The organism is Dyella jiangningensis (assembly GCF_003264855.1).
Taxonomy (GTDB): domain Bacteria; phylum Pseudomonadota; class Gammaproteobacteria; order Xanthomonadales; family Rhodanobacteraceae; genus Dyella; species Dyella jiangningensis_C.
In genome coordinates this window covers 980,403-994,820 of record NZ_NFZS01000004.1, presented here as the reverse complement: position 1 = coordinate 994,820, position 14,418 = coordinate 980,403, and the positions used below count along the sequence as shown (strand labels likewise).

Here is a 14,418-nt window from a genome sequence, read left to right as displayed (position 1 = left end):
GTCCCGATAAGGATTGCGCGTGAGTGAGCAAAAGATCACCAGGCCCGACGAGGATTGGCGTGCCCGCCTGAGCCCGGAGCAGTACGCGGTATGCCGTTGCTCGGCCACCGAGCCGCCGTTCAGCGGCAAGTGGTACCGGCACAAGGCCGCGGGAACCTACGTATGCGTGGCCTGCCGCGCGAAACTGTTCGCGTCGGAAGCCAAGTACGATTCCCGCTCCGGCTGGCCCAGCTACTTCCAGCCGATCACGCGGGCGGCCGTCAGCCTGCATCAGGACGAGAGCCACGGGATGCGTCGCACCGAGGTGCGCTGTGCCGGATGCGACTCCCATCTGGGGCACGTGTTTCCCGATGGTCCCAAGCCGACCGGGTTGCGCTACTGCATCAATTCAGTGGCGCTGGATTTTCTGCCGATGGGGTGAGCCGGTAACCGCAACTGTAGGAGCGCACCCAGTGCGCGACCGCAGCGTTGCCGCGTCGCCGCTGCGTAGGCTTTTCGCGCACTGGGTGCGCTCGTACAAAAAAGCCTTGGTCAGGGCTCCATCAGCTCGCTGACGTGCTCGGCGACGCTGGTCGCCAGTGCGAGCAGGTTGTAGCCGCCCTCCAGCGTCGATATCAGGCGGCCATCGGCATGGGCTTCGGCCACGGCCACCAGGCGGCTGGTGATCCAGGCGTAGTCCTCGCTGCCCAGGCGCAGATCGGCCAGCGGGTCGTTGCGGTGCGCATCGAAACCGGCGGACACCAGCACCAGCTGCGGCTTGAACGCGTGCATGCGCGGCAGCAGCACGCCTTCCCACAGCTCGCGGAATTCGTAGGAACCATCGCCAGGCGAGAGCGGGCCGTTGACGATGTTGCCTGCGCCGCGTTCGTCCTCACGACCGGTTTCCGGGTACAGCGGCATCTGGTGGCTGGACAGGAACAGCACGCGCGGCTCGTGCGCGAAGATGTCCTGCGTGCCGTTGCCATGGTGCACGTCGAAATCGGCGATGGCGACGCGCTTCAGGCCATGCGCAGCGATCGCATGGGCTGCGGCTACCGCAACGTTGTTGAACAGGCAGAAACCCATGGCGCGGTCGGGCGTGGCGTGGTGGCCGGGCGGCCTCACCGCGCAGAAGGCCCGGCCTCCCTGGCCCAGCACCGCATCGACCGCCGCCACCAGTGCGCCCGCGGCTCGCAGCGCCGCCTCGGCGGAGCCGGGTGACATCAGGGTGTCTTCGTCCAGGCGAACGGTGCCGCTGTCGGGCAGGGTATTCAGGATGCGATCGACATGCTCGGCGGTGTGCACGCGCAGCAGTTGCTCGCGCGTGGCACGCGGTGCCTCGATGCGATCCACCGCCACGAAGCGATCGTGATCGAGCGCCTGCAGCACAGCGCGCAGGCGCGCGGGGGACTCGGGTTGATCCGGGCCGGGATCATGCTGCAGGCAAGTGGTGTGGGTGTAGAGCCGCAGCATGGCGTCGATCAGGCCGTCGGCTTGCGACGGCGCTCGTGCTGCCACAGCACTTCGCCGTGGCCGCTGGCCCGGGCCAGCACGCGGCAGATCACGAACAACAGGTCGGACAACCGGTTGAGGTAACGCTGCGCCTGCGGGCGGACTTCCTCGACGCGGCCCAGCGCGATGACGTCGCGCTCGGCGCGCCGGCACACCGTGCGGGCCAGATGGCAGCACGAGGCTGCCATGCCGCCGCCGGGCAGGATGAAATCCTTCAGCGGCGGCAGCGGATCGTTGAAGCCGTCGAGTACGCGTTCCAGGCGCTCGATGTCCGCGTCATGGACCATCGCCATGCCGGGAATGCACAGCTCGCCACCCAGGTCGAACAGCTCGTGCTGGACCTGGGTCAGCGCTTCACGCACGTCGTCGCCCACGCCATCGGAGGCGAGCACCATGCCGATGGCGCTGTTGAGCTCATCGACGGTGCCGTAAGCGGAGACGCGCAGTGAATCCTTGGCGACGCGCGAACCGTCACCCAGACCCGTGCTGCCGTCATCGCCCGTACGCGTGTAGATCTTCGAAAGACGATTGCCCACGCGCTGCCTCAGTGCGGCAGCTTGGACTGGCCCGCATGACCCAGTGTGCGCGACAGCTGGACGGCCAGCGCGTGCACCACGAGGCCCAGGGCGATATAGAGCACCGTGGCTTCGAGGAAGAACAGGTACCAGTCACCCATGTTGGCGACCCAGGCACCTACGCTGCGCGGCTGCGGCACGCTGTTGCTCAGCCAGTAGAAGCTGCCGTTGGAGATGACGTAGCACGCCACCCAGCCGCCCAGCACCGCGACGGCTGCCGTGCCCAGGCCACGAAGGTTCAGGCCCGGCTGCTGGCGGGCCAGCCAGCTGCCACCCAGCCACAGGCTGAGGTAGGAAGGCACCAGGAACCAGTAGGCGGCCGACACGCAGTAGTGATCCCAGAAGCTGATGCCCTGGTTGCTGATCACGATGTAATCGACCACGACCGCTTCGACTATCAGCAGCGGGAAGGCCCAGCGGAACGAGCCGCGCAGCCAGAAACCGGCCAGGAAGAAGATTGCCCAGGAAGCGTCCCACACGTCGTGGTGGAACAGCGAGAGGTGCACGCGGGTGGCGGCCATCACCAGGGCGAGGGCCAGGAAAATGCCAAGCCGCTGGTTTTGCGTCGTAGCCATGAATTGCTCCAAGTGTTGCGCAGAGTGCAGACGCCAAGTCTATCGCAAACCGGCGCGGCCCTGATGGGGCTGGGCAGGGCTAGCGCGTATGATTCGGCGATGACTACCTCATTCCCCCAGGCCACGACCGGGCGGCCGCCCGTCCTCATCATTGGAGGCGGGCTGGTCGGCGCCAGCCTGGCCATCGCTCTGGACGCCGCAGGCATCGAGGCCGTGATGGTCGAAGCCGCGGCGCCGCGTGTCGGCGAACAGCCGAGCTACGACGAGCGCAACCTCGCGCTGGCCCGTGCCACCGTGAATGGTCTCGCCGCGATCGGCGTGTGGCCGCATGTGGCGGCGCAGGCCACGCCGATTCGTCACATCCACGTCACGCGCGCGGGTGAGTTCGGCAGCGTGCGGATGGATGCGCGGCAGCATGGGGTCGACGCGCTGGGCTGGACGCTGCCAGCCCGCGAGCTTGGCGCTGGCCTGTTGCGCCGGCTCGACGAGTGCCGCCATCTGAAGCGGCTGGCGCCAGCCAAGCTGGAGGCGCTGGAGTCGACGCCGAGCGGCTGGCGCGCACGTATCCAGACGGCCGATGGCGTGATCGAACTCGACACGCCGCTGCTGGTGGGCGCGGATGGCACGGCTTCCTTCGTGCGCGATCGCCTGGGCATCGCCGCCGAGCACCATGACTACCAGCAGACCTTGTTCGTCTGCACGGTGACGCCGGAACGGGATCATGCCAACCGCGCGTATGAGCGCTTCTCCGACGATGGCCCGGTGGCCTTGTTGCCGCTGTCGGGCCGCCGGTGTGGACTGGTGCTGACCGTGCCGCGCGAGGATGCCGACGCGGTGGCATCGCTGGATGACGACGGCTACATCGCGCTCGCGCAGCAACGCTTCGGATGGCGGCTTGGCCGCCTCAGCCGGCCTGGACGTCGTCATCCGTATGCGATCCAGCGCGTGGCGGCGAAGGAACTGATCGGACCGCGTGCCGTGCTGGTCGGCAACGCCGCGCAGACCGTGCATCCGATCGGCGCGCAGGGATTCAATCTCGGTCTGCGCGATGCCTTGACGCTGGCCGAACTGGTAGCCGGCGCCGACGATCCGGGCTCTGAAGCATTGTTGGAACGCTATGCGGCACGCCGTGCGGCGGACCGCGAAGGCACCATGGCCATGAGCCACGGGCTGGTGCAGCTGGCCTGCCTGGCGCAGCCCCTGCTCGGACCGCTGCGTTCGATGGCCATGCTTGCGTTCGATCGCGTGCCGCCGCTGCAGCGCCTGATGGCCCGGCGCGGCATGGGTTTTCGCAGTGAGCCGCCGCGTGCGGTATTGGAGCGGTTGCCGTGAGCGTGCCGTCGTTGTCCCGGAACGAATCTCCGCGCCGCCGCGGACCGGCATGGGATGTCGCCGTCGTTGGCGGTGGCATGGTCGGTGCCGCCGCGGCGTTGGCGCTGGCGCGCGCCGGTTTTGCCACGGCGCTGGTCGAAGTCCGCGCTCCCACGCCCTGGTCAGCGCAGGACGAAGTGGATCTTCGCGTCGTCGGGCTCGCCCCATCGTCCGTCGCCCTGCTCGACGATCTGGACGTCTGGGCATCCATCCGTTCGCAGCGTGCCGGCCCTTACGCGCACATGCATGTGTGGGACGCCGCTACCGGCGCTTCGATCCATTTCGACGCCGCCGACGAAGGACGTGACCTGCTCGGTTACATCGTCGAGAACAATCTCGTGCAGTGGCAGCTGTGGCAGGCGTTGGAGTCAGCGGGCGTGCACCGCCTGTGCCCGGCGCAGGTCAGCGGTTTCGATGTATTGGAAGACCGGGTGCAACTCACGCTGGATGGCGCGGAGACCGACGTGCTCTCCGCGCGACTGCTGGTGGCCGCCGATGGTGCCAATTCGCCGCTGCGTTCGCTGGCCGGCATCGAAACGCAGGGCCGCGACTATGCCCAGCGCGGCGTCGTCGCGCATGTCAGCACCGAGCGTCCGCACGAAGGCACGGCCTGGCAACGCTTCCTGGACACTGGGCCGTTGGCCCTGCTGCCGCTTGCCGATGGGCGCAGTTCGATCGTCTGGTCGCTGCCGGAGGCTGAGGCGCAGCGCGTGATGGCATTGGATCACCAGGCATTCCTCGACGAGCTGGGCGTGGCCAGCGATTTCCGCCTGGGGCGCGTCGTGGGAAGCACGCCGCGCGCCGCGTTTCCGCTGCGCCTGCAACTGGCCAAGAGCTACCAGTCCGAACGTTTCGTTTTGCTGGGCGATGCTGCGCATGCGGTGCATCCGCTCGCTGGGCAGGGCGTGAACCTGGGCCTGCGCGATGTAAGCGAGCTGCGCGACGTGTTGGTGGGCGCGCGCGAGGATGGCGTTGATATCGCTGCCCCGCAGGTGCTGCGTCGCTACGCCCGTCGTCGGCGCAGCGCCGACACGCTCGATGCGTTGAGTTTCGATGCGCTTGCGCGCGTCTACGGCTGGACCTCGCCGCCGCTGGTGGCCGCGCGCGGTCTCGGTGTGCGTCTGCTCGACCGTTTGAACCCCATCAAGCGTCGGCTTGCCGAGCACGCGGCAGGCCTCTGATTTGTTTTGATCCGCAACGAGGAGTGGAAGTCATGCGCATGGCCCGACTTTGCTGTTTGCTGTTGCTGTCCGGATGTGCCTTCGCCGCGCAGGCGAAGATGGTGCACAAGCCGGTGGAATGGACCGAAGGCAGCACCAAGTTCCATAGCGTGCTGGTCTATGACGATGCCGTCGCCACCAAGCGGCCCGGCCTGGTGATGGTGCCGAACTGGTACGGCGTGAACGATGGGGCCCTGAAGAAGGCTGAAGGCATCGCCGGCAAGGAGTACGTCATCCTGGTCACCGATATGTACGGCGAGACGGTGCGCCCGACCAATGACGACCAGGCGATGGCGGCGGTGAAGCCGCTGTACGGCGACCGCGCGCTCATGCGCAAGCGCATCGACGTGGCACTGGACCAGTTGAAGGCACAGGGAAAGAGTGCGCCGATCGACCTGACCAAGCTCGCCGCGATCGGCTTCTGCTTCGGCGGTTCGGCCGTGCTGGACCTGGCGCGAAGCGGTGCCGATGTGGCGGCGGTGGTCTCGTTCCACGGTGCCCTGCAGACGGACGATCCATCACTCGCCAAGCAGATCAAGGCGCGTGTGCTGGTGATGAATGGCGCCGACGACAAGGGCACCATGCCCGACGCCGACAAGTTCATGGACGAGATGCGTGGCAGCAAGGCCGACTGGCAGTTCGTGGTGCTGGGCAACGCGGTGCATTGCTTCACCGAGACCGATCAGCACAAGCCGGGTTGCATGTATGACGAGCGGGCGGCGCAGCGCAGCTACCGGCTGATGCGTGACTGGCTGCATGGGGCGTTTACCAACGCGCCGTAAGTGATGGCGGGGTGGATCGCGCACTGGGTGCGCTCCTACAAAAGCACCGTGACTTTGTAGGAGCGCACCCAGTGCGCGATCCAACCTCGCGAAAGAATCAGAAGCTGCGCTGCACCGAATAATCCGCCAGCGTCGCCATGGCTTCGCGCCACGGCGAATCGGGCAGCGAACGCAGCGCATCGCGGGCGGCATTGGCGTGGAATACGGCACGCTCGTGCGTGCGTTCCAATGCACCGGAATCGCGAATGGCGGCGATGATGCGGTCCAGCGAATCCAGGCCGCCATGTTCGATGGCGTGGCGCAGCGAGCGCTTCTGTTCGTCGCCGGCGTTCTGCAAGGCGTAGATCAGCGGCAGCGTCGGCTTGCCTTCGGCAAGGTCGTCGCCGATGTTCTTGCCCAGCGTGTCGGCATCGCTCACGTAGTCGAGCAGGTCGTCGGCAATCTGGAAGGCGTAGCCCAGTTCCATGCCGTAGCGGCGCAGCGCGGCAACCTGGTCTTCATGCAGCCCGCCCAGCAGGCCGCCCAGTTCGGTGGCAGCGGCGAACAGCACGGCGGTCTTGCGTTCGATCACTGCGAGATAGGCGGCTTCGTCCACGTCGGCGTTGCCGATGTTGAGCAGCTGCAGCACCTCGCCTTCGGCGATGGTGTTGGTGGTGTCGGCCAGGATGCGCATGATGCGCATGTCATCCAGCTCCACCATCAGCTGGAACGAGCGCGAGTAGAGGAAGTCGCCCACCAGCACGCTGGCGGCGTTGCCCCACAGCGCATTGGCGGTCTTGCGGCCCCGGCGCAGGTCCGACTCGTCGACGACGTCGTCGTGCAGCAGGGTGGAGGTATGGATGAACTCGATCACCGCGGCCAGCTTGATGTGCTGGTCGCCCCGATACCCGGCCGCGTTGGCGGCCAGCACGTGCAGCATCGGGCGCAGGCGCTTGCCGCCGCCGGCGATGATATGGTCGGCGATCTGGTTGATCAGCACCACGTCGGAAGAGAGACGGGTGCGGATCAGCGCATCGACGCGCTGCATGTCCCCTGCGGAGAGCCCTTTGACGGCGGCAAAGTCGGCGGTACGGCGAGTGTCGGCGTGAGTCGTGGTCATGAGGGAGTCGCGGCGTCTTGTCCTCTGATTATAGAGAGAGTTGAACGCAAGAAACCGCCGCGACACGGGACCGCGTCTGGATTTGCGGGTCCAAACGTATAATCGGCGGAGAAACTGCCCTGAGAAGAACCCTCCGGTGAGCAAACTTTCCCCACTCGAACGGCGCAGCGCGCTGACGCTGGCCTGCGTGATCAGCCTGCGATTGTTCGGCCTGTTCCTGATCATGCCGGTGTTCTCGCTGTACGCGCAGAAGATGCCGGATGCCACGCCGTTGCTGATCGGGTTGGCGCTGGGCGTCTACGGCCTGGGGCAGGTGCTGCTGCAGATTCCACTGGGCCTGCTGTCCGATCGCATCGGCCGCAAGCCGGCCATCACCCTGGGCCTGCTGGTATTCGCCGTGGGCGGACTGGTGGCGGCGTTGTCTCACAGCCTGGCGGGTATCGTGATCGGCCGCGCGCTGCAGGGCATGGGTGCGGTGGCGGGCGCTGGCACGGCGCTGGCGGCCGACCTCACGCGCGAGGAAAACCGCGGCAAGGTAATGGGCATCATCGGTGTGTCCATTGGCGTGGCCTTCCTGCTCGCGCTGATCCTCGGGCCGCCGCTCGAGGCGATCGAGGGCCTGTCGGGGCTGTTCGGCGCCACCTCGATACTGGCGCTCGCGGCGCTGGTGCTGCTGTGGCTGATCGTGCCGACGCCGGAGCGCCAGAAGGCACCGGCCGCCGCGGCATTCGCCAGCGTACTGTCCATGCTGCGCGACGGACGCATGCTGGTGTTGAACGGCTCGGTGTTTTTCCTGCACATGCTGCTGACGGCGAGCTTCGTGGGCCTGCCGCTGCTGCTGGCGGAGCGGCTGCAGTTGCCGGTGAACCGCCACTGGGAGCTGTACCTGCCGGTGATGGTGATCGCCGCGTTCGTGATGGGTGCCTGCCTGCATCGGATGCGCGACGTGGCGCAGAGCCTGCGCATCGTGGGCATCTGCGTGGTGGCGATCGGGCTGGGCCTGCTCGGTTTTGCGCTATCGGGTCATCACCTGGCGGTGTTGGGCGTGGCGGCCGCGGTGTTCTTCTCCGCCTTCAACCTGCTCGAGGCGGCGTTGCCGAGCCTCGTCTCGCGGCTGGCGCCCTCGCACCTGCGTGGCGCGGCGATGGGCGCGTATTCCACCAGCCAGTTCCTCGGCGCCTTCGTGGGAGGCGCGGTGGGCGGCATGGCGCTGGGTCGGCTGGGCACGGATGGCGTGTTCCTGTGCGCTGCGGCGATGACGCTGCTGTGGCTGCCGCTGGTGCTGGCCGGCGCGCGTCGCATTCGCGAGGGCGATGCCGGCGTCGATGGCGCCGTGGTGGCGCGGGGCGCCTGATACCGGCGAGCGGCCGCTTCATCGACGCGATGGCCGTGATGTGGCGGCGTTCCTTGGCAGCGGTGCGGTCAGGGTGTATGACGGCACGTCTTGTGGCGTGATGTGGCGGTGGCGCAGTTGGCCATGACGCATGGCGCCGTGCTTCCCTCCCGTTGATGAGGCCGTCCGCATGGCGACATCCCGTATTTCGCGCTTCCCCGCGATCACCCTGTTGGCCGCTGCCACGAGTTTGCTTGCCGGGCAGGCGCTGAGCGCCGACATCAGTCGTGGAGACCGCTACTCCGGCGTTGCCTGGGCGTCCCGATCGCCGGTGATCGCCCAGCATGGCATGGCGGCCACCGAGCAGCCGCTCGCATCGCAGGCGGCGTTGGACGTCCTCAAGAAGGGCGGCAGTGCGGTGGACGCCGCCATTGCCGCCAACGCGGCGTTGGGCCTGATGGAGCCGGTGCTCAATGGCATCGGTGGCGACTGCTTCGTGATCGTGTGGGATCCGAAGACGCACAAGTTGTACGGCTACAATGGTTCCGGTCCTTCGGCGAAGGGGCGTGACCTGGCGAAGATGAAGGCCGAAGTAAAGGCCGCTTACGCCAAGGCGGGCATGCCGGCGAAGGAACATATCCCTGCCGTGGGCTCGTTGCCGGTAACGGTGCCGGGCACGGTCGACGTCTGGTTCGCGCTGCATGAGAAATTCGGCAAGCTGCCGATGGCCGAGGATCTCGCGCCAGCCATCGGCTACGCCAAGGACGGTTTCCCGATCACCCAGCTCGTTGCCAAGTACTGGAAGGCCAACTTCGCTTCGTTCGAGAAGCAGAAGGGTCTGATCGAGGAGCTGGACAATGCGCGACACACGTACCTGATAGACGGCCATACGCCTGCCGAGGGCGAGGTATTCCGCAACCCCGACCTGGCGCGCACGCTGACGATCATCGCGCAAGGCGGACGCGATGCGTTCTACAAGGGTGAGCTGGCGCGCACGATGGATGCGTATTTCAAGCGCATCGGCGGCGACCTGCGTTATGAGGACTTCGCCGGCTACCACGGCGAATGGGTGACGCCGCAATCGGTGAACTACCGCGGCTACGACGTGTACGAGCTACCGCCCAACGGGCAAGGCTTCGCCGCGTTGGAGATGCTGCAGATCCTCAAGGGCTTCGACCTGCGCAAGATGGGCGTCGGCAGTGCCGATGCCATCACGGCAATGCTGGAAGCCAAGCGCCTGGCCTACGAAGACCTGGCGAAGTTCTACGCCGATCCGAAGTTCGTGAAGGTGCCGATGAAGGGGCTGATCTCCGAAGGCTATGGCGGGCAGCGGCGCAAGGAGATCCATCTCGATCGCGCGAATCCGTCGATCGGTCCCGGCGACCCGCGCCTGTTCGATGGCGACACCACGTACTTCACCACTGCCGACAAGGACGGAATGATGGTGTCGATCATCCAGTCCAACTATCGCGGCATGGGTTCGGGCCTGGTGGCCGATGGGCTCGGTTTCATGTTCCAGGATCGCGGCGAGCTGTACTCGCTCGATCCCAAGGCGGCGAACGTGTATGCGCCGGGCAAGCGGCCGTTCCACACCATCATCCCTGGCTTCGTGCTGAAGGATGGCGAGCCCTTCCTCGCCTTTGGCGTGATGGGCGGCGACATGCAGCCCCAGGCCCATGTGCAGGTGCTCACCAACATCATCGATTTCGGCATGAACGTGCAGGATGCCGGCGACGCCGCGCGCTGGCGGCACTACGGCAATGCCGAGCCGACCGGCGAGCCGTCGCAGGGTATCGGGAAGGTTGAGATGGAGTCGGGTTTCGACCCTGCGGTAAAGGCGGAACTGGCCCGGCGCGGCTATACGATCGAGCCGGGCACCGGCAATTTCGGCGGCTACGAGGCGATCCTGTTCGACGCCAAACAGGGTGTGTACTGGGGCACGACCGAGATGCGCAAGGATGGCGAGGTCGTGGGCTACTGAAAGCGGCCATCCCGGCCAAGCGGCCGATTGTTTTCGGGTCGGGGCGACCCAATCATCCCACTGCTTCAGGAAACACCGTTGGCGAGGTTCGTATGGCCCATCACATCGTCGCGCTGATCACCCAATACGGCCTTTTGCTGGTGTTCCTCAACGTGCTCGTGGAGCAGGCGGGCGCCCCCGTGCCCGCCGTGCCCACGATGATCGTCGCCGGCGCGCTGGCCGCGATGGACAAACTGCCCCTGAGCGGCGTGCTCGCGGTGGGGTTGCTGGCCTGCCTGCTGGCCGATTTCGCGTGGTATCTCGCTGGCCGTTACTTTGGCGGTGGCGTGATGCGCACGCTGTGCCGCATCTCGCTCTCGCCCGATTCCTGCGTGAAGCAATCGGAGCTGCGCTTCCAGCGCTGGCGCGGCGGCGTGCTTCTGCTCGCCAAGTTCGTGCCCGGCCTGTCCACGGTGGCTCCGCCGCTGGTCGGCGCGATGGGCCTGCGTGCGGTGCCGTTCGCGCTGTTCGATGGCATCGGCTCGCTGTTGTGGGTGGGCGTGGCGGTGTCACTGGGTTACGTGTTCGCCAACCAGATCGACGACGTGATCGAGGCGCTGGCCAACGCCGGCAGCGTGGCGCTGATGCTGATCGGCTGCCTGCTCGCCTTGTACATCGTCGCCAAGTGGTGGCAGCGGCATCGCCTGCTGAAGACGCTGCGCATGGCGCGCATCACGGTGGACGAGCTCAACGAAGCGATCGAAGATGGACGCACCCCGGTGGTGGTGGACGTGCGTTCCGATGCCTCACGCATGATGGATACCCGCATCATTCCCGGCGCGTTGCTGGCGGACGTGAACAGCGTCGACCGCATCGCCGCCGAAGTACCGATCGATGCGGAACTGGTCATTTATTGCACTTGCCCGAACGAAGCCTCCGCCGCGATGGTGGCGAAGGCGCTGATGGCCCACGGCTACAAGCGCGTGAGGCCGTTGCTCGGTGGGTTGGATGCGTGGGAGACAGCTGGCTTTCCGGTGCATCGCGTGCCGGGACAGGAGCCGGAAGTGGTGTCGCACGCGGCGTAGGCTTGGGCCTTTGTTTTGCTCGCAGTCGGGCCAGCGTTGGCGGACGGCGGGAGCCAGCATCCATTGGCCAATCTTATGTTGTAGGAGCGCACCCAGTGCGCGATTGCCTTTCGCCGCAATCTCCACACTATCGCCGCTCTTTAAATTGTGGGAGCGCACCCTGTGCGCGACAGTCTTTCGCGCAGGTCTGCATGGTTATCGCTCTAGCTGAGAGCGTCTGTTGCCTTCGGTAGCCGTGCTACCGCGAGCATGCCGCTTACGACGCAAAGCTAGTCCCTGTGGGACGCGGCGGGCGTTTCGATCTCCTGCCGGCGACGCGAAGCTAGTCCCTGTGGGGCGACGCGAAGCTAGTCCCGTGGGAAGCTCGCGTCACTTTTCTTTTGCTGGCCCACGCACGCGCTCTTTGCGTGCGAACGGCGAAGCCGGCCCGAAGGGCGGAGGGCGTCAGCCCGGAGTCAAAGTCCCACGGGATTAGCTTCGCGTCAAAAGTAACCCAAAGAAAACGGCCTTCAGAGCCAAGGCTCGTTGCGATATGAGGAATAGAGCCTGACGACCGAAGTTAGTCGGGGAGCGCTCGTTACTACCTCGAACGGTGTGGCTACACCGCAACGCGCCATGGCGAAGAGGACTTAAAACAACTTCGTTGCATGGAGAGGGGGGGCGGGCGCCGCCATTCCTTCTCCCTCTCCCCTCCGGGGAGAGGGCTGGGGTGAGGGGACAATCTTGCGGTGAGTTTGGTTTTCGCCAGGCAAGCATCGGCTGCCCTCTCAAAATTTTACGGCTTCTATACGCCCCCGCCGGGTTTCACTACCCCTTTGTTATACCCCGATACCGACAATTTCCGCCGTTGCAGAACACGGTGAGTCGGTGCCCATGGATGTCGTTTACCTCCTCTTTTCGTTCGTGCTGTTCGCCGCGTCGATCGGCTTCCTGCTGATCTGCGATCGGCTCGGCCGGCGCCCCTGATCGACCGCCGCCGCCCGGATGGCGGCGCCTTCGCAGCTTTCGAGTCCCTGGGGGAGATCCACCCATGAACGCTATCTATTTTGTGGCTGCCGCCATCGCGGTGGCCCTGACGGGCTACCTGTGCGTGGCCTTGCTCAAGCCGGAGTGGTTCGAATGACCACCAACGATCTCCTCCAAGTCGCGATCTATCTGATCGTCCTGTTGCTGCTGGTGAAACCTATGGGCGGCTACATGGCGCTGGTGTTCGCCGAAACGCCCAATGGCGTGCTGCGTGCGGGCCGCCGTGTGGAGAGCCTGCTGTATCGGCTCAGTGGCGTACGCGCCGAGCAACAGATGAGCTGGCGTCGTTATGCGATCGCCATGCTTGTCTTCAACATGGCCGGCCTGGTCGTGGTGTATGCGTTGCAGCGCTTTCAGCAATGGCTGCCGCTCAACCCGCAGCACTTCGGCGCTGTGGCGCCGGACTCGGCGATCAACACCGCCATCAGCTTCGTCTCCAACACCAACTGGCAGGGCTACGCGGGCGAAAGCACGATGAGCTACCTGACCCAGATGCTGGGCCTGGCGGTGCAGAACTTCCTGTCGGCGGCGACCGGTATCGCGGTGCTGGTGGCGGTGGTGCGCGGCTTCGTGCGTCGCAGTGCCGATAGCATCGGCAATTTCTGGGTCGATATGACCCGCAGCACGCTCTACATCCTCGTGCCGTTCTCGCTGGTGATCGCCTTGCTGCTCGCCTCGCAGGGCGTGGTGCAGAACTTCCGCTCGTACGTCGACGTGCCGCTGATGGAGCACACCACGGCGATCGAGACGGTGAAGAATGCGGCCGGCAACACCGTGAAGGACGCCGCCGGCAAGGACGTCACCAAGGCAACCATGGTGACCACGCAGACCCTGCCGATGGGCCCGGCCGCGTCGCAGATCGCGATCAAGCAGCTCGGTACCAACGGTGGCGGCTTCTTCAACGCGAACTCCGCGCACCCGTACGAAAACCCGACGCCCTTCAGCAACTTCATCGAGATGTTGGCGATCTTTCTGATTCCGGCGGGTCTTTGCTTCACTTTCGGCAGCATGGTGGGCGACCGGCGGCAGGGCTGGGCGATCCTCGCCACCATGCTGCTGATCTTTGTGCCGCTGGCGTTGGGAGCGGTGGCCGCGGAACAAGCGGGTAATCCCGCGCTGCACGGACTCGCCGTGGACCAGCAGGCCAGCACGCTGCAGGCGGGCGGCAACATGGAAGGCAAGGAAACACGTTTCGGCATCGCCGCCAGCGGCTTGTTCACTGCGATCACCACAGCCGCCTCGTGCGGCGCGGTGAACAACATGCACGACTCGCTGACGCCGCTGGGCAGCCTGGTGCCGATGTGGCTGATGCAGTTGGGCGAGGTGATCTTCGGCGGCGTGGGCTCGGGCCTGTACGGCATGCTCGCCTTCGCCGTGGTCGCGGTGTTCATCGCCGGCCTCATGGTGGGCCGCACGCCGGAATACCTCGGCAAGAAGATCGAGGCGCACGAGATGAAGATGGCGAGCCTCGCCGTGCTGGTGCCCTGCGCCCTGGTGGTGACCTGCACGGCCATCGCGGTGGCGACGCCGGCTGGCGTGGCGGGTGTCGCCAACCCTGGCGCGCACGGCTTCAGCGAGATGCTGTACGCCGTCACCTCCGCGTCCAACAACAACGGCAGCGCGTTCGGTGGCCTCTCTGCCAATACGCCGTTCTGGAACGTGTTGCTCGGCGTGTGCATGTACTTCTCGCGCTTCCTGCTCGCCATCGCGATGCTTGCCATGGCCGGCTCGCTGGCCGCCAAGCGTCATGTGCCGCCGTCGGCAGGCACGCTGCCCACCCATACGCCGCTGTTCGTCACCTTGCTGGCCTGCGTGGTGATCGTGGTCGGCGCGCTCACCTTCCTGCCGGCGCTCGCGCTGGGGCCTATCGCCGAATTCCTGATGTCGGCCCATTGATGCCC

At 66.1% G+C, this 14,418-nt stretch carries 13 protein-coding genes; 9 read left to right on the top strand and 4 right to left on the bottom strand.

Annotated elements, in window-relative coordinates:
- Positions 1-19 precede the first annotated feature (19 nt).
- Positions 20-421 carry a peptide-methionine (R)-S-oxide reductase MsrB gene (msrB, locus tag CA260_RS17035; protein ID WP_111984201.1) on the top strand — a complete coding sequence of 134 codons (402 nt, stop codon included), beginning with the start codon at positions 20-22 and terminating at the stop codon, positions 419-421.
- 110 nt (positions 422-531) lie between these two features.
- Here msrB and CA260_RS17030 read toward each other — a convergent pair whose 3' ends face one another.
- The 3 genes from CA260_RS17030 to CA260_RS17020 are packed head-to-tail and all read right to left on the bottom strand — an operon-like array spanning position 532 to position 2,641.
- Entirely contained in the window at positions 532-1,452 is a 921-nt protein-coding gene (locus tag CA260_RS17030; protein ID WP_111984448.1) for a histone deacetylase family protein, read from the bottom strand.
- An 8-nt stretch (positions 1,453-1,460) separates the two neighbouring features.
- Positions 1,461-2,027, bottom strand: coding sequence for a cob(I)yrinic acid a,c-diamide adenosyltransferase (locus tag CA260_RS17025; protein ID WP_111984200.1), 567 nt, complete (start codon positions 2,025-2,027; stop codon positions 1,461-1,463).
- An 8-nt stretch (positions 2,028-2,035) separates the two neighbouring features.
- On the bottom strand, positions 2,036-2,641 hold the full coding sequence (locus CA260_RS17020; RefSeq protein ID WP_111984199.1) for a hypothetical protein: 606 nt from the start codon (positions 2,639-2,641) through the stop codon (positions 2,036-2,038).
- A gap of 99 nt (positions 2,642-2,740) precedes the next feature.
- Here CA260_RS17020 and ubiH point away from each other — a divergent pair, with 99 nt between their 5' ends.
- The 3 genes from ubiH to CA260_RS17005 are packed head-to-tail and all read left to right on the top strand — an operon-like array spanning position 2,741 to position 6,014.
- Positions 2,741-3,973: a 2-octaprenyl-6-methoxyphenyl hydroxylase gene (ubiH, locus tag CA260_RS17015; RefSeq protein WP_111984198.1), complete on the top strand. Its 1,233-nt coding sequence runs from the start codon at positions 2,741-2,743 to the stop codon at positions 3,971-3,973.
- Positions 3,970-5,193: a UbiH/UbiF/VisC/COQ6 family ubiquinone biosynthesis hydroxylase gene (locus tag CA260_RS17010; RefSeq protein WP_111984197.1), complete on the top strand. Its 1,224-nt coding sequence runs from the start codon at positions 3,970-3,972 to the stop codon at positions 5,191-5,193. Before ubiH ends, CA260_RS17010 begins: the two co-directional genes overlap by 4 nt.
- 32 nt (positions 5,194-5,225) lie before the next feature.
- A complete protein-coding gene (locus CA260_RS17005; protein ID WP_111984196.1) occupies positions 5,226-6,014 on the top strand; it encodes a dienelactone hydrolase family protein in 789 nt (262 codons plus the stop codon).
- Between the two features lie 97 nt (positions 6,015-6,111).
- On the opposite strand, the gene CA260_RS17000 is transcribed toward CA260_RS17005, so the two are convergent.
- On the bottom strand, positions 6,112-7,113 hold the full coding sequence (locus CA260_RS17000; RefSeq protein ID WP_111984195.1) for a polyprenyl synthetase family protein: 1,002 nt from the start codon (positions 7,111-7,113) through the stop codon (positions 6,112-6,114).
- Positions 7,114-7,249: 136 nt separating this feature from the next.
- Between CA260_RS17000 and CA260_RS16995 the strand changes: the two genes are divergently transcribed.
- The 5 genes from CA260_RS16995 to kdpA all read left to right on the top strand — a co-directional run bounded on the left by CA260_RS16995 (position 7,250) and on the right by kdpA (position 14,413).
- Positions 7,250-8,467, top strand: coding sequence for an MFS transporter (locus tag CA260_RS16995; RefSeq protein ID WP_111984194.1), 1,218 nt, complete (start codon positions 7,250-7,252; stop codon positions 8,465-8,467).
- Between the two features lie 184 nt (positions 8,468-8,651).
- The gene (gene ggt, locus CA260_RS16990; RefSeq protein WP_202864109.1) at positions 8,652-10,427 is read left to right on the top strand and encodes a gamma-glutamyltransferase; all 1,776 of its coding nucleotides are present in this window, start codon (positions 8,652-8,654) and stop codon (positions 10,425-10,427) included.
- 92 nt (positions 10,428-10,519) lie between these two features.
- Complete coding sequence (locus CA260_RS16985) at positions 10,520-11,491, top strand: DedA family protein/thiosulfate sulfurtransferase GlpE (protein ID WP_111984192.1); 972 nt, start codon at positions 10,520-10,522, stop codon at positions 11,489-11,491.
- A 1,030-nt stretch (positions 11,492-12,521) separates the two neighbouring features.
- Positions 12,522-12,614 (top strand): K(+)-transporting ATPase subunit F, encoded by a 93-nt coding sequence (gene kdpF / locus CA260_RS16980; protein ID WP_111984191.1) that lies wholly within the window; start codon positions 12,522-12,524, stop codon positions 12,612-12,614.
- Complete coding sequence (gene kdpA, locus CA260_RS16975; protein WP_111984190.1) at positions 12,611-14,413, top strand: potassium-transporting ATPase subunit KdpA; 1,803 nt, start codon at positions 12,611-12,613, stop codon at positions 14,411-14,413. Before kdpF ends, kdpA begins: the two co-directional genes overlap by 4 nt.
- Positions 14,414-14,418 lie beyond the last annotated feature (5 nt).

What these genes read in the sequence shown, in the direction of transcription:
- CA260_RS17030 (WP_111984448.1), bottom strand. Translation starts at nt 1,452, where the DNA reads ATGCTGCGGCTCTACACCCACACCACTTGCCTGCAGCATGATCCCGGC.
- CA260_RS17020 (WP_111984199.1), bottom strand. Translation starts at nt 2,641, where the DNA reads ATGGCTACGACGCAAAACCAGCGGCTTGGCATTTTCCTGGCCCTCGCC.
- ubiH (WP_111984198.1), top strand. Translation starts at nt 2,741, where the DNA reads ATGACTACCTCATTCCCCCAGGCCACGACCGGGCGGCCGCCCGTCCTC.
- CA260_RS17005 (WP_111984196.1), top strand. Translation starts at nt 5,226, where the DNA reads ATGCGCATGGCCCGACTTTGCTGTTTGCTGTTGCTGTCCGGATGTGCC.
- CA260_RS17000 (WP_111984195.1), bottom strand. Translation starts at nt 7,113, where the DNA reads ATGACCACGACTCACGCCGACACTCGCCGTACCGCCGACTTTGCCGCC.
- CA260_RS16985 (WP_111984192.1), top strand. Translation starts at nt 10,520, where the DNA reads ATGGCCCATCACATCGTCGCGCTGATCACCCAATACGGCCTTTTGCTG.
- kdpF (WP_111984191.1), top strand. Translation starts at nt 12,522, where the DNA reads ATGAACGCTATCTATTTTGTGGCTGCCGCCATCGCGGTGGCCCTGACG.
- kdpA (WP_111984190.1), top strand. Translation starts at nt 12,611, where the DNA reads ATGACCACCAACGATCTCCTCCAAGTCGCGATCTATCTGATCGTCCTG.